General features: G+C 67.9%; 26 protein-coding genes. 12 read left to right on the forward strand and 14 right to left on the reverse strand.

The window, feature by feature from the left end:
- Positions 1-69 precede the first annotated feature (69 nt).
- Both ACWZHB_RS18245 and ACWZHB_RS18250 read right to left on the reverse strand, forming a co-directional pair.
- Positions 70-1,236, reverse strand: coding sequence for a DUF4192 domain-containing protein (locus tag ACWZHB_RS18245; RefSeq protein WP_427903077.1), 1,167 nt, complete (start codon positions 1,234-1,236; stop codon positions 70-72).
- A gap of 146 nt (positions 1,237-1,382) precedes the next feature.
- Positions 1,383-2,105: a sensor domain-containing protein gene (locus ACWZHB_RS18250; RefSeq protein ID WP_427903078.1), complete on the reverse strand. Its 723-nt coding sequence runs from the start codon at positions 2,103-2,105 to the stop codon at positions 1,383-1,385.
- 252 nt (positions 2,106-2,357) lie between these two features.
- Between ACWZHB_RS18250 and ACWZHB_RS18255 the strand changes: the two genes are divergently transcribed.
- The 5 genes from ACWZHB_RS18255 to ACWZHB_RS18275 all read left to right on the forward strand — a co-directional run bounded on the left by ACWZHB_RS18255 (position 2,358) and on the right by ACWZHB_RS18275 (position 8,941).
- Complete coding sequence (locus ACWZHB_RS18255) at positions 2,358-3,302, forward strand: PAC2 family protein (protein ID WP_427903079.1); 945 nt, start codon at positions 2,358-2,360, stop codon at positions 3,300-3,302.
- Between the two features lie 27 nt (positions 3,303-3,329).
- Entirely contained in the window at positions 3,330-5,828 is a 2,499-nt protein-coding gene (locus tag ACWZHB_RS18260; protein ID WP_427903080.1) for a DEAD/DEAH box helicase, read from the forward strand.
- A 102-nt stretch (positions 5,829-5,930) separates the two neighbouring features.
- The gene (locus ACWZHB_RS18265; RefSeq protein ID WP_427903081.1) at positions 5,931-7,034 is read left to right on the forward strand and encodes a type III PLP-dependent enzyme; all 1,104 of its coding nucleotides are present in this window, start codon (positions 5,931-5,933) and stop codon (positions 7,032-7,034) included.
- A gap of 7 nt (positions 7,035-7,041) precedes the next feature.
- The gene (gene speD / locus ACWZHB_RS18270) at positions 7,042-8,247 is read left to right on the forward strand and encodes an adenosylmethionine decarboxylase (RefSeq protein ID WP_427903082.1); all 1,206 of its coding nucleotides are present in this window, start codon (positions 7,042-7,044) and stop codon (positions 8,245-8,247) included.
- 136 nt (positions 8,248-8,383) lie between these two features.
- Positions 8,384-8,941 carry a hypothetical protein gene (locus ACWZHB_RS18275; RefSeq protein ID WP_427903083.1) on the forward strand — a complete coding sequence of 186 codons (558 nt, stop codon included), beginning with the start codon at positions 8,384-8,386 and terminating at the stop codon, positions 8,939-8,941.
- A gap of 40 nt (positions 8,942-8,981) precedes the next feature.
- On the opposite strand, the gene ACWZHB_RS18280 is transcribed toward ACWZHB_RS18275, so the two are convergent.
- The 6 genes from ACWZHB_RS18280 to ACWZHB_RS18305 all read right to left on the reverse strand — a co-directional run bounded on the left by ACWZHB_RS18280 (position 8,982) and on the right by ACWZHB_RS18305 (position 12,667).
- Positions 8,982-9,194 carry a tautomerase family protein gene (locus ACWZHB_RS18280; RefSeq protein WP_427903084.1) on the reverse strand — a complete coding sequence of 71 codons (213 nt, stop codon included), beginning with the start codon at positions 9,192-9,194 and terminating at the stop codon, positions 8,982-8,984.
- Positions 9,195-9,289: 95 nt separating this feature from the next.
- A complete protein-coding gene (locus ACWZHB_RS18285) occupies positions 9,290-10,030 on the reverse strand; it encodes an SDR family NAD(P)-dependent oxidoreductase (protein WP_427903085.1) in 741 nt (246 codons plus the stop codon).
- A gap of 113 nt (positions 10,031-10,143) precedes the next feature.
- Positions 10,144-10,734, reverse strand: coding sequence for a TetR/AcrR family transcriptional regulator (locus tag ACWZHB_RS18290; RefSeq protein ID WP_427903086.1), 591 nt, complete (start codon positions 10,732-10,734; stop codon positions 10,144-10,146).
- Positions 10,735-10,788: 54 nt separating this feature from the next.
- On the reverse strand, positions 10,789-11,391 hold the full coding sequence (locus ACWZHB_RS18295) for an energy-coupling factor transporter transmembrane component T family protein (protein WP_427903087.1): 603 nt from the start codon (positions 11,389-11,391) through the stop codon (positions 10,789-10,791).
- Positions 11,388-12,068, reverse strand: coding sequence for an energy-coupling factor ABC transporter ATP-binding protein (locus ACWZHB_RS18300; protein ID WP_427903088.1), 681 nt, complete (start codon positions 12,066-12,068; stop codon positions 11,388-11,390). Before ACWZHB_RS18300 ends, ACWZHB_RS18295 begins: the two co-directional genes overlap by 4 nt.
- A complete protein-coding gene (locus tag ACWZHB_RS18305) occupies positions 12,065-12,667 on the reverse strand; it encodes a biotin transporter BioY (RefSeq protein ID WP_427903089.1) in 603 nt (200 codons plus the stop codon). Before ACWZHB_RS18305 ends, ACWZHB_RS18300 begins: the two co-directional genes overlap by 4 nt.
- 186 nt (positions 12,668-12,853) lie before the next feature.
- Between ACWZHB_RS18305 and ACWZHB_RS18310 the strand changes: the two genes are divergently transcribed.
- Positions 12,854-13,942 (forward strand): helix-turn-helix transcriptional regulator, encoded by a 1,089-nt coding sequence (locus tag ACWZHB_RS18310; RefSeq protein ID WP_427903090.1) that lies wholly within the window; start codon positions 12,854-12,856, stop codon positions 13,940-13,942.
- A gap of 11 nt (positions 13,943-13,953) precedes the next feature.
- Here the strand turns inward: ACWZHB_RS18310 and ACWZHB_RS18315 are convergent, their stop codons facing one another.
- The 3 genes from ACWZHB_RS18315 to ACWZHB_RS18325 form a co-directional block, all read right to left on the reverse strand.
- Positions 13,954-14,562: a chymotrypsin family serine protease gene (locus ACWZHB_RS18315; RefSeq protein ID WP_427909206.1), complete on the reverse strand. Its 609-nt coding sequence runs from the start codon at positions 14,560-14,562 to the stop codon at positions 13,954-13,956.
- A 110-nt stretch (positions 14,563-14,672) separates the two neighbouring features.
- On the reverse strand, positions 14,673-14,903 hold the full coding sequence (locus ACWZHB_RS18320) for a hypothetical protein (RefSeq protein ID WP_427903091.1): 231 nt from the start codon (positions 14,901-14,903) through the stop codon (positions 14,673-14,675).
- Positions 14,904-15,017: 114 nt separating this feature from the next.
- Positions 15,018-15,926 carry a hydrogen peroxide-inducible genes activator gene (locus tag ACWZHB_RS18325; RefSeq protein WP_427903092.1) on the reverse strand — a complete coding sequence of 303 codons (909 nt, stop codon included), beginning with the start codon at positions 15,924-15,926 and terminating at the stop codon, positions 15,018-15,020.
- A gap of 80 nt (positions 15,927-16,006) precedes the next feature.
- Between ACWZHB_RS18325 and ACWZHB_RS18330 the strand changes: the two genes are divergently transcribed.
- The 3 genes from ACWZHB_RS18330 (at position 16,007) to ACWZHB_RS18340 (ending at position 18,030) form a co-directional block, all read left to right on the forward strand.
- A complete protein-coding gene (locus tag ACWZHB_RS18330; protein WP_427903093.1) occupies positions 16,007-16,594 on the forward strand; it encodes a peroxiredoxin in 588 nt (195 codons plus the stop codon).
- 44 nt (positions 16,595-16,638) lie between these two features.
- Positions 16,639-17,178, forward strand: a complete 540-nt coding sequence (locus tag ACWZHB_RS18335) for a carboxymuconolactone decarboxylase family protein (protein ID WP_427903094.1) — start codon at positions 16,639-16,641, stop codon at positions 17,176-17,178.
- 150 nt (positions 17,179-17,328) lie between these two features.
- Positions 17,329-18,030, forward strand: coding sequence for a PhzF family phenazine biosynthesis protein (locus ACWZHB_RS18340; RefSeq protein ID WP_427903095.1), 702 nt, complete (start codon positions 17,329-17,331; stop codon positions 18,028-18,030).
- Between the two features lie 16 nt (positions 18,031-18,046).
- Here the strand turns inward: ACWZHB_RS18340 and ACWZHB_RS18345 are convergent, their stop codons facing one another.
- Positions 18,047-19,396 carry an RskA family anti-sigma factor gene (locus ACWZHB_RS18345; RefSeq protein ID WP_427903096.1) on the reverse strand — a complete coding sequence of 450 codons (1,350 nt, stop codon included), beginning with the start codon at positions 19,394-19,396 and terminating at the stop codon, positions 18,047-18,049.
- Positions 19,397-19,454: 58 nt separating this feature from the next.
- A complete protein-coding gene (locus ACWZHB_RS18350) occupies positions 19,455-20,063 on the reverse strand; it encodes a DUF5134 domain-containing protein (protein WP_427903097.1) in 609 nt (202 codons plus the stop codon).
- Positions 20,064-20,258: 195 nt separating this feature from the next.
- On the opposite strand from ACWZHB_RS18350, the gene ACWZHB_RS18355 reads away from it, so the two are divergent.
- Together ACWZHB_RS18355 and ACWZHB_RS18360 are read left to right on the forward strand one after the other, a co-directional pair.
- Positions 20,259-20,756 carry a GNAT family N-acetyltransferase gene (locus ACWZHB_RS18355; protein ID WP_427903098.1) on the forward strand — a complete coding sequence of 166 codons (498 nt, stop codon included), beginning with the start codon at positions 20,259-20,261 and terminating at the stop codon, positions 20,754-20,756.
- A gap of 90 nt (positions 20,757-20,846) precedes the next feature.
- Positions 20,847-21,221 (forward strand): YciI family protein, encoded by a 375-nt coding sequence (locus ACWZHB_RS18360; protein WP_427903099.1) that lies wholly within the window; start codon positions 20,847-20,849, stop codon positions 21,219-21,221.
- Between the two features lie 130 nt (positions 21,222-21,351).
- On the opposite strand, the gene ACWZHB_RS18365 is transcribed toward ACWZHB_RS18360, so the two are convergent.
- Positions 21,352-22,257 carry an IS5 family transposase gene (locus ACWZHB_RS18365; RefSeq protein WP_427903100.1) on the reverse strand — a complete coding sequence of 302 codons (906 nt, stop codon included), beginning with the start codon at positions 22,255-22,257 and terminating at the stop codon, positions 21,352-21,354.
- 290 nt (positions 22,258-22,547) lie between these two features.
- Between ACWZHB_RS18365 and ACWZHB_RS18370 the strand changes: the two genes are divergently transcribed.
- Positions 22,548-23,264, forward strand: a complete 717-nt coding sequence (locus tag ACWZHB_RS18370) for an RNA polymerase sigma factor (RefSeq protein WP_427903101.1) — start codon at positions 22,548-22,550, stop codon at positions 23,262-23,264.
- Positions 23,265-23,302 lie beyond the last annotated feature (38 nt).

Consider the following 23,302-nt stretch of genomic DNA (forward strand, 5'->3'; position numbering starts at 1 on the left):
ACACCAGCACCCGCTGAATCAATCAACGGCGGCCGCCGCACGTCGACAGCGGCCGCCGGATCGCCTGTCTCACAGGGCGATCGGGCCGATATCGACCCCGAGGTCGGCTGCGATCCGGTGACCGCAGTGTGCGAGTTTACGTAGCCGTTCAGGCCGCAAACCGGTCTGCAGCGAGGTCTCCAGCAGCACCGCCATCGAATGCTCGGCGTCGGCCTCCACCGCGGCGGCGATCGCCACGCCGGCGAACGGCCCGTCACCGCGCAGGTAGGCGCTGAAGCCGAGCAGGGCCGCGGCCTCGGCGCGATCGCGCCCCGGCGTCGCCCTGGCCAGCTGGGCCCACAGCAACTCGGCTGCTTCGGCGTGGTCGCCCAGCGCCAGCCCGTACATGGCGTCGCGGATCGGCCGGTCGCGCAGGGTCGCGGCCAACCGCGCGAGTTCGCGTTCGGCACGCGGGGCACCGGAGGCCGTGTCGGCGATCTGCCACAGCACCCATTCCAGTGCCCGTCGCTGGTAGGCCGACACGGTGCCGGCGCGCGTCGCCGCCGTGAGCCCACCCCGGTATCGCGCGTCCGCCTCCGCGAGCTGGGCACGCACCCGCGCGCTCAGCAGGTCATCGGGAATCATCAGCGCGGTCATCTCGTGGCGGGAACCGCGGATCTGTTTGCCGTCCAGGACATGTGAGACCGCGACGATCGAGGACGAAGGATCGGCGACAAGGCCGGTCCCGAACGTGCCGAACACGCTGCGATAGCGCTCGCCTGCCGCGATCGCGGGCACCGACCAGGCACCGCGAACATCGATGCCGTCATCGGCCAGCACCGCGACCAGATCCGCCGCACGCAAGACTTCCTCACCCTCGAACTCGGCGCGGTCCTCGACGAAGACGGCGAGTACCCCGGTGGCCTCTTCGCGCAGGCAGATCGAGCCGAGGCAGGCGATGAACTGGTCGAGAAGCCGCATGTCGGTGGTCACATCGAGGTCGAAACGCACTACCGCCTCGATCGCCTCGGCGGCCCCGCCCGCCACCTCGTGCAGCACGGCGACGACGAGGGATCGTTCCGGGACGAAGCCGAGCATCGCGGGCAGGGCCGCGATCAGTTCGCCGGGTTCGTCGACCCGCAGCGGTGGGCGCGGCAGCCCGCCTGGGTAGCGGGGCGTGGATTCGGCGCAGCCGAGCGCGCGGGGAAACGGTCCGGTGCGCTTGGCCCGGCGGGTGGAGTTCGTCGAAGGCGTCATGGCTCCACCGTGCCCGTTGCCTACCGCACCACCGGTGCGGCGACCTGGACTTTCATCCGCCCTGTGAGTAGCGCCGAAGCTGTGGAGTAATCCCGGTCCCGGCGATGCGCCGCGAACGAATCTGTCACCGCCTCGTGGTAGAGGCTTCAGCTACCGCGCACGGAGGCAACGGTTGTCGCGAACATTTCGTCGACGGCGGCCGTATCCGGTTGCCCCACACCGAAAGTCATCGATGTCACGGTGATCCGTACGTCGCCGATCTGCCCGATCGAGGTCTGCATAGTCTGGGTCAGCCCGGCCCCGCCGACATCGGGAACCACGGTGCGCCGCAACGCTATCGCGTCGTCGGCCCCTGGCGGCACGACTTGGTCGAGCACGGTGGTGACGGTCGAGCCCGCCCCTGCCCGGGAAACGTGGATCTGCCCGCATCTGCTGAGCTGCTCGCGCAAGCGAGAAATCAGCTCGGCACTGCGCGACAATTCGACCGTCAGCGTCGCACGGCTCACCTCGTCGGACCCGACGGCCACCGCCGCAGGCTCCCCACCTGGCTCGATTTCGGTCGGTGTGCACTCCGCCGGGCGCACAGTGGCGCCTGCCCCCACGCCGTCGAGATCACCCGCGGCGGCCGATGCGGCCTGCGCGGGCAGCACCACCGCCGGGTACCGCGCCGGAAACCGCGCCGGCGACGGCAGCAGGTCGGCCAGCGCACCGTCGACCTGTCGTACCGACACCGCGCTCTCGGCGACCGGCGTCCCGCTGACGCTGTCCCCACACCCCGTCAGCACGAACGACACCGCCGCCAACCCCAGCCACCAACGGCGCAGGCCAGGATCACCCGCGCGGATCGGTGTCGCCTGCGCCACGTTCACCCTGTCCACTGTGCCCCACCTCGTCGTTCGGCCCGCTGACGCCACGCCGGGTGGGAGCGCGCGCGACGCGTAGACCGCCGCCAGCAGCCCGGTCGCGACACCCAACGGGAATGCAGGCGACGTGCATGATGTTGTCTACCAGGACGAGCCGTCCCCGGCCGTGTGTGATGGCACTGCTCGCGTGGGGGACAATGGAGATCCGCTTCCCCACCCCCGCGAGCGATGGTGGACCGCGCAGGAAGGAGAAACGCGATGGATGACCAGTCGCATATGTACGAACTGGAGTTCCCGGCCCCGCAGTTGTCCGCGGACGACGGCGCGGGCCCCGTGCTGGTGCACGGCCTCGAAGGGTTCACCGATGCCGGGCACGCCGTGCGCTTGGCGACCACTCACCTGCGCGAGAGCCTCGAATCGGAGCTGGTGGCGTCCTTCGACGTCGACGAACTGCTCGATTACCGTTCCCGGCGCCCGCTGATGACGTTCAACACCGATCATTTCGCCGATTACGCCGAACCGGAACTGAACCTGTGGGCGCTGCGCGACACCGCGGGCACCCCGTTCCTGCTGCTCTCGGGCCTTGAACCGGATCTGCGCTGGGAGAAGTTCACCACCGCGGTGCGGCTGCTGGCCGAACAGCTCGGCGTGCGCCGCACGATCGGCCTTTCGGCGATCCCGATGGCGATTCCGCACACCCGTCCGCTCGGTGTCACCGCGCACTCCTCGGATCGTTCGCTGATCGGCGAGCACCAGCGCTGGCCGGGCGAGTTGCAGGTGCCGGGCAGCGCGTCGTCGCTGCTCGAGTACCGGATGGCACAGCACGGCCACGAATCGCTCGGGTTCTCGGTGCATGTGCCGCACTACCTAGCCCAGACCGATTACCCCGAGGCCGCGCAGACGCTGCTGGAGAATTTCGCCGACAACGCGGGCCTCGACCTGCCGCTCTCGGCGCTGGGTGAGGCGGCCGCGCGCGTGCGTGAGCAGGTCGCCGAGCACATCGCGGGCAACGAGGAGGTGGAGACGGTCGTCACGGCGCTGGAACGCCAGTACGACAGCTTCGTCACCGCTCAGGAGCAGCAGTCCAGCCTGTTGGCCGCCGACGGCGAACTGCCCAGTGGCGAGGAGCTCGGCGCCGAGTTCGAGCGCTTCCTGGCCGAGCAAGGTGGTTACGACGACACCTCCGGCAGCGGTAAGGACTGACCCGCCGCACCCACTAGGGTGGTCGGAGTGGATCTGACCGACCTGCTGGAAATTCCCGGAACCGACGCCGACGCACTCTACGAGTCGTTCGCGGCGTGGGCCGCCGAGCAGGGCACCACCCTGTATCCAGCGCAGGACGAGGCGCTGATGGAGTTGGCGTCGGGTTCGAACGTCATTCTGGCGACCCCGACCGGCTCCGGAAAGTCTCTGGTGGCGGTCGGCGCGCACCTGTTCGCCATGGCCAACGGACAGCGCAGCTACTACACCGCGCCGATCAAGGCCTTGGTCAGCGAGAAGTTCTTCGCGCTGTGTGAGGTGTTCGGCGCGGAGAACGTCGGCATGGTGACCGGTGACGCGGCGGTCAACGCCGACGCCCCGATCATCTGCGCCACCGCCGAGATCCTGGCGAACCTGGCCCTACGCGAGGGCGCGGCGGCCGAGGTCGGCCAGATCGTGATGGACGAGTTCCACTTCTACGCCGACCCGGACCGCGGCTGGGCGTGGCAGGTGCCGATCATCGAGCTCCCCCGCGCCCAGTTCCTGCTGATGTCGGCGACGCTGGGCGAGGTGGACTTCTTCGCCACCGATCTCGAGGCACGCACCGGCCGTTCGACCACGGTGGTCGCGGGCACCGAACGTCCTGTCCCCCTGACGTTCTCGTACGTGCGTACCCCCATCACCGAAACCCTCGAAGAGCTGGTGACCACCCACCAGGCGCCGGTCTACGTCGTGCACTTCACCCAGGCCGCCGCGCTCGAACGCGCGCAGGCGCTGACGAGCGTGAACTTCGCCTCCCGCGCCGAGAAGGACGCGATCGCCGCCGCCATCGGCGATTTCCGGTTCGCCTCTGGCTTCGGCAAGACCCTGTCACGCCTGATCCGCCACGGCATCGGCGTGCACCACGCGGGCATGCTGCCCAAATATCGCCGCCTGGTGGAGAAGCTCGCCCAGGACGGCCTGCTGAAAGTGGTGTGCGGCACCGACACCCTCGGCGTCGGCATCAACGTCCCGATTCGCACCGTGCTGCTCACCGGCCTCACCAAATACGACGGCGTGCGCACCCGCAGGCTCAAAGCCCGTGAGTTCCACCAGATCGCCGGGCGCGCGGGCCGCGCGGGCTACGACACCATGGGTACCGTGGTGGTGCAGGCGCCCGAACACGAGGTGGAGAACACCCGCCTCGTCGCCAAGGCGGGCGACGACCCGAAGAAGCAGCGAAAAGTGGTGCGCCGCAAGCCGCCCGAGGGTTTCGTCTCATGGAGCGAGGAGACCTTCGACCGTCTCATCGCCGCCCCGCCGGAGCCGATGGTGTCGCGCTTCGCGGTGACCAACTCGATGCTGCTCAACGTGATCGCCCGCCCCGGCAACTGCTTCTACGCCATGCGCCACCTGCTCGAGGACAATCACGAGCCGCGTCCCGCGCAACGCAAACACATCCTGCGCGCCCTGCGGCTCTACCGTTCGCTGCGCGACGCCGGTGTGGTGCAACAACTTTCCGAACCCGATGCGAAGGGCCGGATGGCACGGCTCACCGTCGACCTGCAACGCGATTTCGCGCTCGATCAGCCGCTGTCGCCGTTCGCGCTGGCCGCGTTCGACCTTCTCGATCGCGAAAGCCCTACCTACACAATCGATGTCGTCTCGCTGATCGAGGCCACCCTCGAGGACCCGCGCCAGCTGCTGATGGCCCAGCAGCACAAGGCCCGTGGCGTCGCCGTCAACGAAATGAAGGCCGACGGTATCGAGTACGAGGAGCGCATGGAACTCCTCGAGGAAGTCACCTGGCCCAAGCCCCTGGCCGAGCTGATCGATCCGATGTTCGAGACCTATCGTGCCGGTCACCCCTGGGTGTCGGAATTCGCGCCGTCACCGAAGTCGGTGGTGCGCGACATGGTCGAGCGCGCGATGACCTTCGCCGAACTGATCTCGCACTACGAACTGACCCGCTCCGAAGGCGTGGTGTTGCGCTACCTCGCCGACGCCTACCGCGCCCTGCGCCGCACCGTGCCCGACGCCGCCCGCACCGAAGACCTCGACGACCTCACCGAATGGCTCGGCGAACTGATCCGTCAGGTCGACTCGAGCCTCCTGGACGAATGGGAACAGCTCACCAACCCCGGCGCCGAGAACGACGCCCAGCAGATCGCGTTCGGCGCCGAAACGGTGCGCCCGATCACCGCCAACGAACGCGCCTTCCGGATCATGGTGCGCAACGCCATGTTCCGCCGGGTGGAGCTGGCGTCGCGCCGCCGCTGGTACGAACTGGACCAGCTCGGCACCGGCCCCGACTGGGCCGAGGACTTCGCGCCCTATTTCGACGAGTACGCCACGATCGGCACCGGTCCCGACGCGCGCGGCCCACAGCTGTTCCAGATCGAGCAGCGGCCCGGTTTCTGGCACGTGCGCCAGGTGATCGACGACCCGGCGGGCGATCACGGCTGGGCACTCACGGCGATCGTGGACCTCGAGGAATCCGACGCCGCGGGCGAGGTCGTGTTCGACGAGGTCACAGTCACCGCAGGCTGAGTAATACCAGTTGCCTATGACGAATATGACGAATGTTTGACGGATTCGTTGTTGGGTAGGCGCCGCTGATAGTCTCTCCCGGCCGCCGACCGAAAGTTCACCGTGCCCGAATCTCCGTACCTTGTCATCGACCCCGAGCGGGTACGTGCCAACTACCGAACCCTCGACGCCGCCGTCGCTGTCGGCACCAGGATCCGGTACGCGGTCAAGGCAGCGCCGGTGGCGGAACTGATCACCCTGCTCGACGACGAAGGCGCCGAATTCGACGTCGCCAGCATCGGCGAGATCGACCAGTGCCTCGAGCTGGGCGTCGCCCCCGAGCGCCTCTGCTACGGCAACCCGATCAAGAAGAGCGCCCACATCGCGCGCGCCTTCGCCCTCGGCGTGCGCCGCTACGCCTTCGACACCGAAGACGACCTCGACCGCATCGCCTCCCACGCCCCCGGCGCCGAGGTGGAATGCCGGTTCCTGTCGAGCGCCCCCGAGTCACGCACCCCGTTCGGCACCAAGTTCGGCTGCGCGCCCGCCGAGGCCCTTCGCCTGCTGGTGCGCGCCCGCGATCTGGGCCTGACGGTCGGCGGCCCGTACTTTCACGTCGGCTCCCAGCAGCTCGACCCCGCCGCCTGGCGGATCGGCATCGAGCAGGCCGGTGAGATCGTGAAAGCATTGGCGGACAAGGGCATTCATGTCGGCGCCGTGAACGTGGGCGGCGGGCTGCCGATCTCCTACGCCGACGCCGCCCCCGAGCTCGCCGCGATCGCGGCGGCCATCGGAGCTGCCGCCGCCGAGTTCCTGCCCGCGGCCACCGGCCTGATCGTGGAACCCGGCCGTGCGCTGGTGGGTAACGCGGGCACCATCCACGCCGAGGTCGTCGGCGTGCGTTTCGCGCCGGATGGCCGGCGCTGGGTGTATCTCGACATCGGCCGATACAACGGTATGGCCGAGACCGAGAACGAGTACATCGCTTACCGTTTCGTCACCGATCGCGACGGCGATCCGGTCGACGAGGCAGTTGTCGCGGGTCCGACCTGCGACGGCGACGATGTACTGTATCAACGCACGAAGGTCCTTCTGCCGACCACGTTGCGAGCCGGTGACCGGATTCAGATCCTGCACACCGGCGCCTATACCGCGAGTTATTCGTCGGTGTCCTTCAATGGTTTTCCGCCCTTGACCGTTCATGTCTCGGGCGCTGAGCGAGAGTGAGTTTGCCATGACGGCGGAATTCACCGGCTGGCACGTGCTGGCCGAGTTCGGTGGCGTCGACACAGATCTGTGTGACGATCTCGAACGACTCGAATCGGCGTTGCGTGAGTCTCTGCTCGCGGCGGGCGTCACCATCTGCGAAGTCGTCCATAAAAAGTTCGATCCGCAGGGGGTGACCGTCCTCGCGCTGTTGGCGGAGTCTCACGCCTCGATTCACACCTATCCGGAGTCCGGCGACATCTTCGTCGACGTCTTCACCTGCGGCAGCATCGGTGCGGGCGCGACGAAAGCAGTCGACTTGCTCCGAGACAAGTTGTCCCCCACCACAGTTCGGATGCAGACGGTCCAGCGTGGCCACGGCGCCGAGAAGATCTACGAACCGGTGGGCGACGGCCTGACCCGGATCTGGGATCTGCACGAGGTGATCGTCGATACGAACACCCCGTTCCAGCACATGGTGATCGCGCGGACTGACCAGGGCATCTCCCTGTTCTCCGACGACGACCGCCAGTCCACCGAGTTCTCCCAGATCACCTACCACGAGGCCATGATGGTCCCCGCGTTCGTGCTGGCGGAGAAGCTCGATCGGGTGCTGATCATCGGTTCCGGTGAGGGTGTGGCCTCGCAGATGTCGGTGGCGGCCGGGGCGACCCTGGTCGACCATGTCGACATCGATCAGCGCGAAGTGGAGCTGTGCGCCGAGCACCTGCCCTACGGCTACACCACCGCCGAGCTCACCGCCGCGGTGGCGCACGAGGGCCCGATCCACGTGCACTACGCCGACGGCTGGGACTTCCTGGCCAAGGCCCAGGAAGCGGGTACCCGCTACGACGTGATCGTCATCGATCTGCCCGACGAGCGCGTCGAAGACGCCCAGCACAATCGCCTCTACGAGTCGGAGTTCCTGTCCCGGTGTAAGGCGCTGCTGGCACCCGGCGGCGTGCTGACGGCCCAGGCCGGTTGCGCGACGATGTGGCGCAACGAAACGCTGAAGCGCTCGTGGGGCCGTTTCCAGGAGCAGTTCGCCACCGTGGTCCCCTACGGCAGCGATGAGCACGAGTGGACCTTCCTGTTCGGCCTGAACGAGAAGATCGACGACCCGGTCCGCGGCATGCGCGACCGTCTCGCCCTGCTCCCCTACCGCGCCGAGACCATCGACGCGCGGGCCTTGGAGCGCGGCGCGATCGAGCCGTACGCGCTGCGCGGCCAGTAGTAAACCGCGCCGCCAGCGGGCCGGGACGCGTGATGCGCCCCGGCCCGCTGTCATCTCCGTCGGCGAAACCGGCACGGGCAGGCACTGTTGCTTGGCACCATGCGAGGACCGAGTTTCGACAGAATCGAGTCCGCCCATGAAGCCGACACCGTTGTCCGCACCCGGTCTGATGCCGGTGCGCCGCCCGTCCGACCACCGCCCCCGCCTCGACGCGCTGTCCGCGGCGGGAACCACCGAATTCCGCGGGCTGTTCGCCGGAGCGCCCGACGTGACGGCGGCCGACTTCGCGCGGCTCGACGGTGACGTGACGATGCGTTCGTTCCCCGGTTCGGGCGAGCGACTACTCGGAACGGCGATGGCTCGGCCGTCGTACTTCTGGGTGGCCAAATCGTTTCGTCACGTGGACGAGATGGCGATCGGCCACAATGTCTTCCGCCTGCTGGGCGGCATGCGTGCGTTGAATTTCGTCGCCACGGTGGGTGATTCGGTGATCGACGGACGACCGGCAGTGCTGTTCGACTACGACGATCCTCGGGTGGGCTCCCGCAGACCCGCCCGGCGGATCTACGACGAACTGCGCGAGATCGAACCGGATCTGTGGCTGGGACCGAGCTACTTCTCGACGCGGAGCAAGCGAATCCCGATGGGCTGGTTCGCACTCGACGCCTCGGTGCCGTTCGACGGACTCGCCTGAGTTCGGTGAGCCGGGCGGTTGTCCCGGCTCACCGATCACTTCAGTCCTGCGTCGCGTGCTTGGCCCGGAACTCGGCGACGTTCAGCCCGCCCACACCCCAATCCGTCAGCGGCACTTCATCGATCACCACGAAGGTGAGGTTGGGGTCCTTCCCGAGCACATCGAAGAGCAGATCGGTGACGCCCTTGATGAGCTGCGCCTTCTGCTCGGTGGTGACCCCTTCATCGGTGACTTTGATGTTCACGTACGGCATGGCGTGTCCTTTCGATGGGTGCAGCTCTTCCAGGATGACCGCAGGACGAGCCGCTGCGCACCCGAATACGTTGTGCAGGAACCTTTTTCACTGACTCAGGCGGCCCGGCCGGAGCGGAAGCCGCCGTCGACGGGCAGGATGTGGCCGGTGACGAACTCGGCGTCGGTGAGATAGAGCACGGCCGCGGTGGTGTCGGCGACCTCACCGATCCGGTTCAGCAGTGCCAGTGCGCCCGAGGCGGTTTCGTCGCCGGCACCGAAGAGCGGGGTGCGGATGATGCCGGGCGCCACGGCGTTCACCCGGATGTTCGCGGGCGCGAGTTCGGCCGCGAGGCTGGTGGTGAGCGCGTGCACGCCACCCTTGCTGATGAGCGCGGCCGAGGCGGGCAAGCCGGTGATGGCATGGTCGATGAGGACCGTGCCGATATTGACGACACTGCCGCCGCCCCCTTGGGCGAGCAACTGCCGGACGACGGCCTGGGTGGTGAAGTAGGTGCCCTTGAGGTTGCCGCCGAGGTAGCGATCGAGTTCGGCCTCGGTGACCTCGACGAACGGCGTGGCTCCGAAGACACCCGCGCTGTTGACCAGGGCATCGACCCGATCGAACCGATCGAGTGCGGTCCGCACGTACGCGGAACCCGTGGCGGGCGAGCCGATGTCACCGATCACGGTTGCCACCTGGTCGGGTGCGGCGAGTTCGGCGGCGACCTCGGCGAGCTTGTCCGCGTCGCGCCCGCCGAGAACTACGTTGTCGCCACGGGCGACGAGAGCACGAGCGACATCACGCCCGATGCCGCTGGAACCACCGGTCACCACGACTGTCTTCGATGTGGACATGAACTGATCCTTTCGAGCAATATACGACCGGTCGTCTATGAATGGCGACCGAAGAACGGCAGGCCCGAAGGCCGACGATGATGGTCACGGCACCAGATGGGCGCCGACGGGAGTTACGGCCGGAAGTAGTCGTCGAGCAGGCGCCGCAAACACTTGTCGAGCGGTGCGATGGTGCGGTCGATCTTCATCCTGATGACCGCACCCTCCCAGGATTCGAGAAGAAGGTCCGCCAGGTCAACGGCGTCGATGTCGGCGCGCACGGTGCCCTGCGCCTGCGCCTCGCGCAGAGCACCGGCGATACCGTCGCGCCAGACCGCCCACGCGCTCGACAGCGACTGCCGCAGTAGCTCACTGCCTTCCAGCTCCCCGCCGAGGTTGGCGATCAGGCAGCCACCGGTGTACTCGGCGGCGACGAAATCTTCGGTCAGGGTCGCGAAGAAGGCCCGGATGCCACTGAGCGGGTCCGATGCCGCGGCGAAGGCGGCGGTGAGATTGCGCCGCACGCACTGCGAGTGATGCTCGATCACCGCCTGCGCGAAGCTCTCCTTGCTGTCGAAGTAGTTGTAGAACGAGCCTTTCGGCACCCCGACCTTGTCGAGCACCTGCTTGATGCCGGTGCCGTGATAGCCGTTGGACAGCAGGCCGACCGCGCCCTCCTCGATGAGAAGCGCCCTCGTGTCGTCACTGCGCCGTGGTCGTGCCATACGAAGGACTATACGACCGGTCGTCTATGAATGGCAAGGTGAATGTCCGCGACCTCAGTCGTCATCGACACCGCGTGCGGCCAGCGCTTCACCCATCGCGTCGGCGGTCCGCAGCGCCCGCACCAGCACGGGCGTGACCAGTGCGGTCGCCGACCACGACACCCCCCTGGCGCGCCGCGCCTCGCCGACATCGTGGACGATCTGCGCCAGCAACGGAACGCATCGAATGGCCAGCGCGAGAAGCAGACTCACCCGCTCCGGGTTCACTCCCACGCGACGCAGCGGGCCCAGCGCGCGAGTCAAGGCGTCCAACATGGCCGTTACCCGCGTGGTCACCGTGACCAGCGCGGCGAGCGCCACCGATACGAGCAGTACCCCGCACACCACCAGGGCCCGCCCCGGCGAGGTGGTGAGCAGCTGAAACGCCCCGATGATCGCCGTCATCCACAGCACCGGGCGCACCTGGGCGAAGGCCACCCGCCAGGAGATGCGCGCGAGCGCGAACAAGCCCGCCACCAGCGCCACCGCGATCAGCACACCGAGCGGACCGCGCACGAACACCGTCATCACGAGGATCGCGACCAGCAACAGCGCCAGTTTCACCCCCGCGGGCATCCGGTGCGGCAGCGAGTCGCCGGGGCAGTACAGACCGATCATTCGATCAGTTGCCGATATGCGTCGATCGCCGCCACCGGCGGACCGTCGAACACGACGGAACCGTTGTCCAGCACCACGACTCGATCGAATCCGTCGAGCAGCCCGAGCTGATGGGTCACCACGATCACCTGCTGATCGAGGGAGTTCAAGGCCTGCGATACCCGCCGCGCGTTGCGCAGATCGAGCAGCGTGGTCGGTTCGTCGGCGACGATCACCTCGGGCTCGCGAATCAGCGCGGAACCGATGGCCAGTAGCTGTTTCTGCCCGCCGGAGAGCAGGTGCGCCGGATGGTCGGTGTGCGCGGCGAGGCCGAATCGGTCGAGCATCCGCCGCACGCGGACCGCGATGTCGTCCTTGCTCAGGCCGCTGCGGCGCAGGGAGAACGCGAGGTCCTCGGCGACCGTCGGCATCACGATCTGGGTGTCGGGGTCGGTGAATACGAAGCCCACCTTGCGCCGCACCTGCGCACCCTTGCGGGCGACGTCGAGTCCGTCGACGGTGACGGTGCCGGTGGATGGCTTCAGCAGTCCGTTGAGCATCCGGGCCAGCGTCGATTTGCCGGACCCGTTGGCACCGATGAATCCGACCCGGCGTTCGGTGATCCGCAGGTCGATATCGCGCAGCACGGTGCGCTCACCGAAACGGTGCCCGACCGCGCTGACGACGATCTCGCTCACGCGGACCGGGGACCGATCAGCCCGGGATACGCGCGATGTACACCCTTCGCGACGACCGTGGCGATCACGACCTTGGCCAGGTCGCCGGGTATGAACGCGAAATTGGTCGACAAGGCCGCCCACGGGCCGAGATCGGTGCGCACCAGCAGTCCCGCGGTGCCGAACAGGTAGATGATCACGATGCCGCCGAGGGCGTTGATCAGCAGACCGAACACGAGCGGATACTTCGGCAGGATCATGGCGGTCAGCAGCCCGATGACCAGCGTCGCCGGAATCCAGCCGATCAGGTACCCGGCCGTCGGCGAAGCCAGCGCGGTGAGCCCGGTGCGACCACCGGACAGCAGTGGCAGCCCGATCATGGTCAGCGCGATGAACACCGCCACCGCGGCCGTGCCCTTGCGGGCGCCGAGGATGGCGCCGGTGAGGATCACTCCGAGGGTCTGCAGCGTGATCGGCACCCCGCTGAACCCGACGGTGATCGCACCGGGCAGGCCGAGGGCGGCGATCAGGGCCGCGAACACCGCGATCTGGGCCATGTCCCGTGCGGCGAACCCGGTCACCGGCTTCGCATTCTTCTCGACTTCAGGCACGGCAAGCATCCTTCACGGCAGAATTGAACAACGTTCAAAGTAACAGGTGATCAGGCAGGCGCCGCAACCGGACGACACAGTGGAGGATGTCGCCCCCGCGCTGGATCGACTACGCTCTACAGGTTGGAACAACTCGGATGGCACGCGCCGTACGACACCATCGTGCGCGCGATCGGTGCCCGAGGAAGGCCAGTCATGTCGATTGCGCTACAACGCTTTTCGAACTTGATCGCCGATATACACACCGCAGGCATCGAGCCGGACCGCTGGGATGGGGTGGTTCGCCAGCTCACCGATACCTTCGACGCGATGCACGGTTTTCTCGTGATCGCCGATCCGGCACGCGGCGACGTCGAGGTCAACTCCGCGGGCGCGATCACCGCCACCGAGGTGCACAGCCAGCTGGCCGCGGTCGCCGCCCGCATGCGCTGGCTACCGGTCGGTGCCTGCGCGACCGGCGAAGAACTGTTCGAGTACGGAAACGGTGGCAGCGGCAGGGCCGTGCGAGCGAACGGCCTGGCCAACAGCTTCATCGCCCGGCTCACCGGCGATCTGCCGTCGTCATGGCTGTCGCTGACCATGGCCGACCACCGTGCGGTCACCGACCAGCCGGGCGGCCCGGTTCTGCTGCGCGTGCTCGTCCCGCATCTGCGCAGCGCATTGCATACTCGCGCGAAGCTGGTCACGATGGCACGCGAACGCGCCTTCGCGCTCGCGGCCCTGGCGAAGGCTCATCACGGTGTCATGATCGTCACCGCCGATACGGCCCTGGTGTTCGCCAACGCGGCGGCCGAGCGCATCGCGCGGGAATGCGACGGGCTGACGGTGGATTCGTTCGGACATGTGCGGGCCGGCTCGGCACGCCTGCAGGACCAGCTGCGGCAGCTGATCGACGAGGCCGCCGGGTCGGCGTCCGGCGGCGGGAACGTGGCGGTGGCCCGGCCGTCGGGCAAGCGGTCGCTGATCCTGCGGATCTCCCCGCTGGATACCCACTCCGGCAACGGGCAGTGGCCGGGGGCCGCGCTCGTGGTGATCACCGATCCGGATCACGAACCGACACCGGATCCGGGCGTGCTGCACGAGCTGTACGGGTTGACCGAGGCGGAGGTATCGGTGGCACTCGGTGTGCTGCGCGGCGACGGACTCCCCGCCGTCGCCGCGCAACTCTCCGTTTCGGTATTCACCGCCCGGACACATTTGCAGCACATTTTCGCCAAGACGAAAACACACCGGCAGGCCGAATTGGTCCGGTTGTTATCGACCACCGCGATTTCGGCGCAGTGACTTTTGTCCGTTTAAATCGGGTGGAATCCCACCCCCACGCCGCCGCGGGCATTCACATCATCGAGAATTCGGGTGAAATTGGCGCCCACTTGCGGGCCGAGGCACGGCACCGCGATATAGCCGTTGACAATGGCGACAAGGGTATTTCCGACCACCACGGGCGCACCGGAATCACCGACGATCACGCAGATCTGCGTCAGCGTCCAGCTGGCGCCGCCGAAGACATCGCCATAGACCAGACCGCAGGTCTGTCCGGTGGTTCGTCCCTCCTTGCACGCCACGGCCGGGAACTGCGCGGGCAGTCCGACACCGGTGATCGCCGTGGCACCGACCTGGTTCACGGGATTCACCAGGCCCGCGTCGAAGGTGATGACCGCGTAGTCGTAGTCAGGATTGGTGAACGCGACGGTGCCGACGGGTCCGGCACCGGGATCGGCCTCCGCGGAGACTCCCGCGCCTTCGGCCGCACAGTGTGCCGCGGTGAAACCGACCAGCTGACCTGCGCCGTCGTAACCGATGGTGGTGAGTGTGCAGGTCGAGCCCTCGTCGAAGACGATGCCCGATCCACCACCGAGGGTCACCGGCGCTTGGGCCTGCGCGGATCCGAGAGTCGCCCACATCAGCAGCAGCGTGGCAGCGACAATGGTCCATCGACCCGAAACGGTCGAGACACTCCCGTACCGGAGTACGGGAGTGTCTCGGTCGATCCTCTTGTTCAGCATGTATCTCCTCAGACCACGCACAGTGGGTAGAGAATGGGCAGGGTTACGAGCAACGGAACACACGTCACCAGCGCGCCGGGAATCGTGATGAACGGCGACAAGACGACGGGCTCGACCTGAACAGGCACCGGTGCGACGGGGACGGGGGCCGGCGCGGGTGCTGCGCCGGCTACGCCGGCACCTAGGGCGATCAGCGGCGCACAAGCGAGCACCGCGACGGTTGAACGAATCTTGTACATGACGCATTCCTTCGACTGTCGAGACTTCGAGTTGTGTCGGTCCCGAATCGGGATCGTCACCGCTATCAAGAACAGCACCGGCGGTCGGGAATTACGTCGTTCGAACGAATGAAATCAGAAAGGACGCTTGGACCGGATGACCGCTGCCAGGTATTCGTAATCCGCGGCCCGCGCGGATGACCCTCGATATGCGAGCCCGATCGTGCGACCCGGCGCGGGGTCGGCGAAGCGGGCGGTGTCCAGACTCGCGCGCGCGGTTTCGGCCGCCACGGCCATCTCCGGGATCAGCGTGACGCCGAGCCCGCCCGCCACGCATTGCACCACCGTGGTCAGCGAAGCGGCGCGGGTGTCGCCGACCGTGCCGGGCTGTACGTCTGCCGAGCGGCACAGATCGAGGGTCTGATCGCGCAGGCAGTGGCCCTCGTCGAGCAACAGCAGCGGCAGGTCGGCCAGCGCGGGCGCGGCGAGGTCGGTGCGGCCGGCGAGCTCGTGTCCGCGCGGGGTGACCAGGACGAATTCCTCACTGTAGAGCGGGATCTCGACCAGACCGCTCGCCTCGGTCGGCAGCGCGAGCACCGCCACATCGAGCACGCCGGTGCGCAGCCCGTCGAGCAGCCGCGCGGTCTGGTCCTCGACCACCTGGGGCAGCACCCCGGGCAGTTTGCGGCGTAACTCGGGCAGCAGCTCGGGCAGGACATAGGGCGCCACGGTCGGAATGATGCCCACGCGCAACGTGCCACCGAGCGTGTCGCCGGTCGCCGAGGCGACGAATCGATCGGCCGCTTCCAACGTCGCCATGGCCTGGGGCAGCAGCCGCATCCCGGCCGCGGTGACGAGCACCCGGCGGGTGCTGCGCTCGATCAACTGGAGCCCGAGACCGTTTTCCAGTGATGCCAGTGCCTGCGATAACGTGGGTTGACTCACAGTCAAACGCGCTGCGGCGGTGCCGAAATGCCGGTATTCGGCGACGGCGACGAACGCACGCAGCTGCGACAGGGTTGGCTGATAAGTCTGATCACTCACACCTATCAGTATACGGGCAGCAATCGGCTTTACCTTTCAGTACGCTGACATCAACCACACCACGAATGAGGAGACGAAGCATGGCTCTGCTGACCATCGGCGACCAGTTCCCGGCATACAACCTCAAGGCCGTCATCGGAGGCGATCTCTCCAAGGTCGACGCGCAGCAGCCCGACGATTACTTCACCCAGATCACCAGCGACGACCACGCGGGCAAGTGGCGCATCGTGTTCTTCTGGCCCAAGGACTTCACCTTCGTGTGCCCCACCGAGATCGCCGCGTTCGGCAAGCTGAACGACGAGTTCGCCGACCGCGACACCCAGGTCCTCGGCGCCTCGGTGGACAACGAGTTCGTGCACTTCCAGTGGCGCGCCCAGCACGAGGATCTCAAGACCCTGCCCTTCCCGATGCTGTCGGACCTCAAGCGTGAACTGGCCACCGCCACCGGCGTTCTCAACGCCGACGGGGTCGCCGATCGCGCCACCTTCATCGTCGATCCGAACAACGAGGTGCAGTTCGTCTCGGTGACCGCCGGTTCGGTCGGCCGCAATGTCGACGAGGTGCTGCGCGTGCTCGACGCCCTGCAGTCCGACGAGCTGTGCGCCTGCAACTGGAAGAAGGGCGACCCGACCATCGACGCGGGCGAACTCCTTTCGGCCAGAGTCTGATTCACCCCTTCCCCACCGAAACATCCCAGAGGAGCCCCACTGTCATGAGCATCGAGAACCTGAAGAACTCTCTTCCCGAGTACGCCAAGGACCTCAAGCTCAATCTGTCCTCGCTGGCACGCACCACGGTGCTCAACGAGCAGCAACTGTGGGGCACCCTGCTGGCGTCGGCCGCCGCCACCCGTTCGGCGACCACCTTGCGCGAGATCGCCGAAGAGGCCGCCGACGTGCTCTCGGCCGAGGCGTACGACGCCGCGCTGGGTGCCGCGTCGATCATGGGCATGAACAATGTGTTCTACCGCGGTAAGGCGTTCCTCGAGGGTCGCTACGACGATCTGCGCGCCGGTCTGCGGATGAACATCATCGGCAACCCCGGCGTCGACAAGGCCGACTTCGAGCTGTGGTCGTTCGCGGTGTCGTCGATCAACGGCTGCGCGCACTGCCTCGAGGCGCACGAGAAGACGCTGCGCGAGGCCGGTGTGTCGCGCGAGGTGATCTTCGAGTCGCTGCGGGCGGCGGCGATCGTGGCCGGTGTCGGCCAGGCGGTGGCCTCGACCGAGGCGCTGGCAACGGCCGCGGTCTGATTCGGCTGCATTTTCAGGCACTGCTTTTTTCCAGGCACTGCGCGGCCCCGATCCGGATTCCGGGTCGGGGCCGCTGCCGTCGGTAGTGGACACGGTCGCCGGTCTCGCGGTGCGGTCGGCGCAGATGAACGGCCCGGTAGGCTCGCGATCATGAATGCACACGATGTGCCCGATGCCCCGGACATCCAGGTCGAGGTCGTCCGAGTGTTCACCGATCCGGCCGGAAATCTCGGCAACGCGCTGGGTATCGCCCGCGCGGGGGATGTCGTCGCCCTCGACAAGCAGGAGCTGGCGGCCCGGCTGGGGTTCAGCGAGACCACGGTGGTGTCCGACCCTGTCGACGGCGTCGCCGACGTCCGCATCTACACACCCGCCATCGAGTTGCCCTTCGCCGGGCATCCCACCGTCGGCACCGCGTGGTGGCTGGATGTGCAGCGCACGCCGGTGCACACCTTGCGCGTGCAGGCGGGGCCGGTGGCCGTCACCCAGACCGACGGGCTGACCTGGATCACCGCGCGTGCCGAGTGGGCGCCGAAATTCGACTTCCAGCAGGTGAATTCGGCCGAGGACCTGGCGGCGTTGTCGCCCGTCGACTTCACCGAGGGCCAGCACTACTTCTGGGCCTGGACCGACGAGGCACGCGGGGCGGTGCGGTCCAGGATGTTCGCCCCCGCGATGGGCATCGCCGAGGACGAGGCAACGGGGGCGGCCGCGGTCGCGCTGACCGGGCAATTGCGGCGCGGACTGATCATCACGCAGGGGCAGGGCTCCCAGCTTTACACCGAATGGGACTCCGACGGGTGGGTTCGCCTTGGTGGCCGGGTCGCCGAAGACCACGTGGTGGTGCTCTGACGAGCACGGGGGACGCCTAAGCCTCCGGTGGACCGCCGAAGCGGCGCAGCCAGGGCGGTCTGGTCGTCCAGTGGCCGCGCCGCTGCGGTGCGCTGGTGCCCAGATCGGCGAGGATGCGGGTTTCGAGGTTGCGGGGCGGGGTGTGCTGGTCGTCGGCGGCCAGCTGGGCGAGCACTTCGTGGACGCCGCGCACGCGGGCGGCGAACTGCGACAGGCTGTTCGGGGTGGTGGCGGTGAGTTTGCTCTCGATGTGGTGGTGTTCGATCTCGGCGACCGCGTCGAGCGCGTAGGCGTCGGCCAGGGACAGCACCGAACCGGGTGGGCACCACGACTGCCTGGCCGTCCACCGGTCGATCCGCTGGTCGGCGAGTCTTTCGATGCTCTCGGCCAGCAGTCTCGTGACCATCGGTACGCGCAGGCCGAGCTCGCGGCCGATGGCACGGTAGGTGCGACCGCCGTAGTAGGCGAGGACGAAGATTTCGCAGCGGCTGTCGAGTGGGTCGTCGAAGCCGAGTCTGGCGGCGGCCGCCAGCCACGGCATGTCGTCGCCGCGTCGGTCCACGCGCAGTCGCTGGACCGCAAGGCGATGGATCTGGGCCAGTAACCAGGTCTGGTCGTGGGTGAACGCCGAGGTGCCGTTGGCGTTGCCGGTGGGCGCTCGGTCCATCCCGAGATGTTCGGTATCGATGCCGAGGTGCGCGCCTGATCGCTGTGGATCGAGGTGGCCCGAGCCCGGTTGCGCCGTACCGAGAAGGTCCGGACCGGCATGGCCTGTGCCAGGGTCGGCATGGGCTCCGTGGTCCGCGGTACGACCGGGGTAGCCGCGGCCTTCGTCATCGGTGCCCTCGTCGCCAGACTTCGGATAGCCGGCGCCGAGGTGATCCGGTGCCGCGGCCCGAGAGCCCGCGTCCGCGCGGTCGGGCAGGCGGGAACCGTCGTGGGTGTAGACGACGCCGCGACCGAACGTCACGTCCATCGAACCGTAGGTGTGGGGGGTCAGATCGGATCGCTGTTCGGTCGCGACGAACGCCGAACGGCCCCATGGTGTCCCGAGATCCGGCCCGGGACGCGTCGGCGCGGTGTCGGCGCCGGATTCCGTGGAGCTGGACTCGGATTCGTTGTCCGCGCCGTCATCGTCGACGATCCATTGGGCCGCCCTCGCACGCCGATAGCCCTCGCGGACAACATCTTCGGCGGCACCGCGACGGTGCAGCACCCGCAGGGCCAATCCGAACGCGGCGGCGCCGGTGGCGCGATAGAGCGCACGCATCTCCTCGCGATCGTCGGCGCCGGCCACGATCGCGGGTGTCCGCGGACCGCCGCCGCGCGACCCCGGCGGCGGTTGGGGACCGCGCTGCCCACTCATCGTCGAATTCCTGCCCGCACTAAGGCAATTCGCAGCGCGGGCGGTTGTGGATCGGTATTCACCGGCCGATCGCGGCGATCAGCATGAACGCGGTGCCGATATCCATCACCACATGGGGCACCAGCGCCGAGGTCAGCGGGTGCGCGCCGGCCGGATGAACGAAGCGGTGCCAGCGCGATCGGTGACCGACGGTACCGAGCGCGAGCAGCGCGTCCAGCCCGAACAGCACCGCCAGCGCGACGGCGGGCCAGCTCGCGCCCGCTGCCGTGTGCATCGCCCCGTGCCCGGCCATCGCGTAGAGCATCGCCGCGGCGGCGACGGTGTGATAACCCAGTGCCAGCACGCCGTCGGGGGCCGATCCGGCGCGCCATTGCGCGGTGCGTTCGGCGAGCAGGATCGCGAAAGCGACCGTCAGGGCGGTGAGCAGCCCGCGCATCGCGTGCGGGTCGGTGGCGGCGGGGAACACCAGCATGGCCAGCATCACCAGGCACATGAGCAGGTGCGCGCTGTCCGACGCGGTGTCCACCCGGTGCGCCGGTGGCGGTCGCCTGGTCAACCGGGTCGCCACGATCAGCGACGCCAGGACGAACGCGGCGACCACCGGCCACCGCACGTACGCATACTGCTCCACGAAATCGGCCACACCCCACCACTTTCGAGTCGACACCCGCACCACCATGCTCGCACCACAGCGGTGCCCTCGGGCCGTTTTCCGCGGTCAGGGGATCGCATCGCGCCGCCGCACGGCGGCCGCGGCAACCGGAGTCCGCCGCCGCACCCCGTGCGCTGAGCACGGCGAGATCACTTCATCAGAGGCCGACCCGAGTCGATAGACGTGAGCATCGACCGCCAAACTGGACACATGACAGACAACCCGACTGCTGAGGTCGACCAGCTCCGCGTCGTGGCCGATGATCTCGCCGGCGCGGACATCAGAGCCCTGCTGGCCGCTCACCACGCGGAAATGGCGGACACCACTCCCGCCTGCAGCATGCACGCCCTCGACCTCACCGCCCTGCGCGATCCCGCGGTCACCGTGTGGAGCGCGTGGGCCGGTGCCGACCTCGTCGGGTGCGGCGCATTGAAGGAACTCGACGCCGAACACGCCGAGATCAAGTCCATGCGCACCGCTGACGGCTACACCGGCCGTGGTGTAGCCGCCGCAGTGCTCGCCCACCTGGTCGCGGTAGCCGGAGAACGCGGGTACCGGCGGCTGAGCCTGGAAACCGGCGCCGAAGACTTCTTCGCTCCCGCGCGCCGCCTCTACCTGCGCCACGGGTTCGTCGAATGCGGCCCGTTCGGCACCTACTCCACCGACCCGCTGAGCCGATACTTCACCCTGCCGCTGGATCCGTCCTGATCCCGCTGATGTCGACACAGCGTGGTCGGCTCCGACGTTTCCGGTGAGGATGGGTCATCGGGACGCATCCGCGAGCGCGAAGGAGCCACGATGAAGTACGTGATCTTGATCCACTCCAACCCCCAGCCGTGGGGCCACCCGACCGGCGACTACCTGCCCGAATTCCAGGCGCTGCCCGCGGCAGAACGCGACCGGATCACCGCGGATTTCGAGGCGTTGCTCGGCGAGATGAGCGCGCGGGGCGAACTGGTGGGCGGCGAGGCGCTCGGTGCGCCGCAATCCTCGCGACTGTATCGCTGGGACGACGGCAAGCCGCTGGTCACCGACGGTCCCTACTCCGAAGCCAAGGAGCATCTGGCCGGGTTCTTCCTGATCGATGTCGAGGATCACGCGCGGGCCGAGGAGATCGCCGCGCAGTTCGCCGGCCCGGGCGAGACCGTCGAACTGCGCCCGGCCATGAGCTGAGCCGATGGACGCGAGCGCGGTCGAACACGTGTGGCGACAGGAGGCGCCGCACATTCTGGCCGCGCTGCTGCGCAGGCACGGCGACCTAGGCAGTGTCTCGAAGTCGTGAGGGCGGCCCGCAGGCCCGCTCTCACGAGTGCCTGAGCCACTGGTTGATCACCGCGATATGGATCGTGGCCTGGTAGCGGACAGCGAGTTTGTCGAACCTGGTAGCCACCGCACGATGCTGTTTGAGCTGATTGATACCCCGCTCGACAGCGTTGCGGTCACGGTAGAGCACCGCATCGAACGCCGGGGGCCGACCACCGGCTCTGCCACGACGGCGACGGTGCGCAACCTGATCGGCAGGGACCGGGATCGTTGCCCTGATCCCGTGACGGCGCAACCATTCCCGGTTACCTCGACTGGAATAGGCCTTGTCGGCCAACACCCGCTCAGGGCGGACTCGTGCCCGCCCGCCACCGAGTTTCGGCACCTCGATGCCATCGAGCACTGCGGTGAACTGCGGACTGTCACCGGCTTGACCTGCGGTGACCAGTACCGACAGCACACGGCAGCCCTGGTCACACGCCAGATGCAGTTTGCTGGTCCACCCGCCCCGCGAACGCCCCAGCCCGTGATCGGCCGGCTCGGATTCCCCTGGACCGGCCGGTGGTTCGGATTGCCCGCCGCTGTCGCGGCGGGCGCCAGCAGCATGCGGGTGAGCCCGCGCGATCGTGGAATCCACACTGATCTGCCAGTCGATCACTCCAGCTGCGTCGGCCTGGACCTGCAGCGATCGCATGATCGCGGCCCATGACCCGGCCCGCTGCCACCGGCGGAACAGTCCATACACCGCTTGCCAGGACCCGTATTCGGCCGGAACGTCTCGCCACGGCGACCCGACACGACACCGCCACCGGATCCCGTCGATGAGCTGGCGTTTCGTCCATTTCGGCGGGCGTCCCGCCTTCTTACCGCGGGGCAGCAACGGCTCCAGCCTCGCCCACTGGGCATCGGTCAGGTCCGCTCGCCCCGCCACCGCTAGGCTGGCCACGAGGTCTCCGGTGCTATTCAGATTTGCTTGGTCGCTAATCCGAATACCGGAGGCCTCACCTATATGCCAACGCGGGCAACAGCTTCGGTCGAACATGCTGATGGGGTGGCGCCGCTGCGCGGTGCCACCCCATCACTCATTTCGAGACAGAACCTAGGTGACTGCGAGGACGCCGCCCAGGAAGCGGCCGCCGCGGCGACCACCCAGTGGCCCCGCGAGGGTGTGCCGGCCAACCCGCGCGGCTGGCTCATCAGGGTCGCGTCGCGACGACTGATCGAGCCGTCCTCGACGTGTGCCACCTGCTGTTCGCCGAGGGACACACCCGCTCGGCCGGTGGCACGCTCGTCGACCCGACGATGGCCGCCGAAGCCATCCGCCTGACCCGCCAGCTCCACGCGGCGATCCCCGACCACGACGAAGTCACCGGCGCGCTGGCCCTGATGCTGCTCACCCACGCCCGGTCAGCGACCAGGATGCGCGACGGCGAGCTGGTGCCGTTGTCCGAGCAGGACCGGACACAGTGGGATCCATCGATGATCGCGGAGGGTGTCGCGCTCCTGGAGCGGATACTGCCACGCGGTCACGTCGGCCGATTCCAGCTCCAGGCGGCGATCGCGGCGGTCCACGCGGAGGCTCCGACCTGGGCGAGCACCGACTGGCGCCAGATCACCGTCCTGTACGCCATGCTCGACCGCGTCGCCCCCAGCCCGATCGTCACGCTCAACCGCGCGGTCGCCGTCGGTACGGCCTTCGGCCCGAAAGAAGGCCTGGCACTGGTGGATTCCCTACTCGACGACCCGGTGATGGCCCGCCACCACCGCACCCACGCGGTCCGCGCCCACCTGCTCGAACTGATCGGCGACCACCCCGCTGCCCTCGACAGCTACCGCCGCGCGGCACAACTCACCGCCGGCATCCCCGAACAGCGCTACCTCAACACCCGCATCATTCGGCTCACCGGCATCACCGCCGACGACGCGCGGGATGTCGGCTCAGCGCAGGCGTAAGACCGTTGCCGGTGATGCGATTGCCCGCGCCGATCACC

The sequence above is a fragment of the Nocardia sp. FBN12 genome (genome assembly GCF_054031145.1).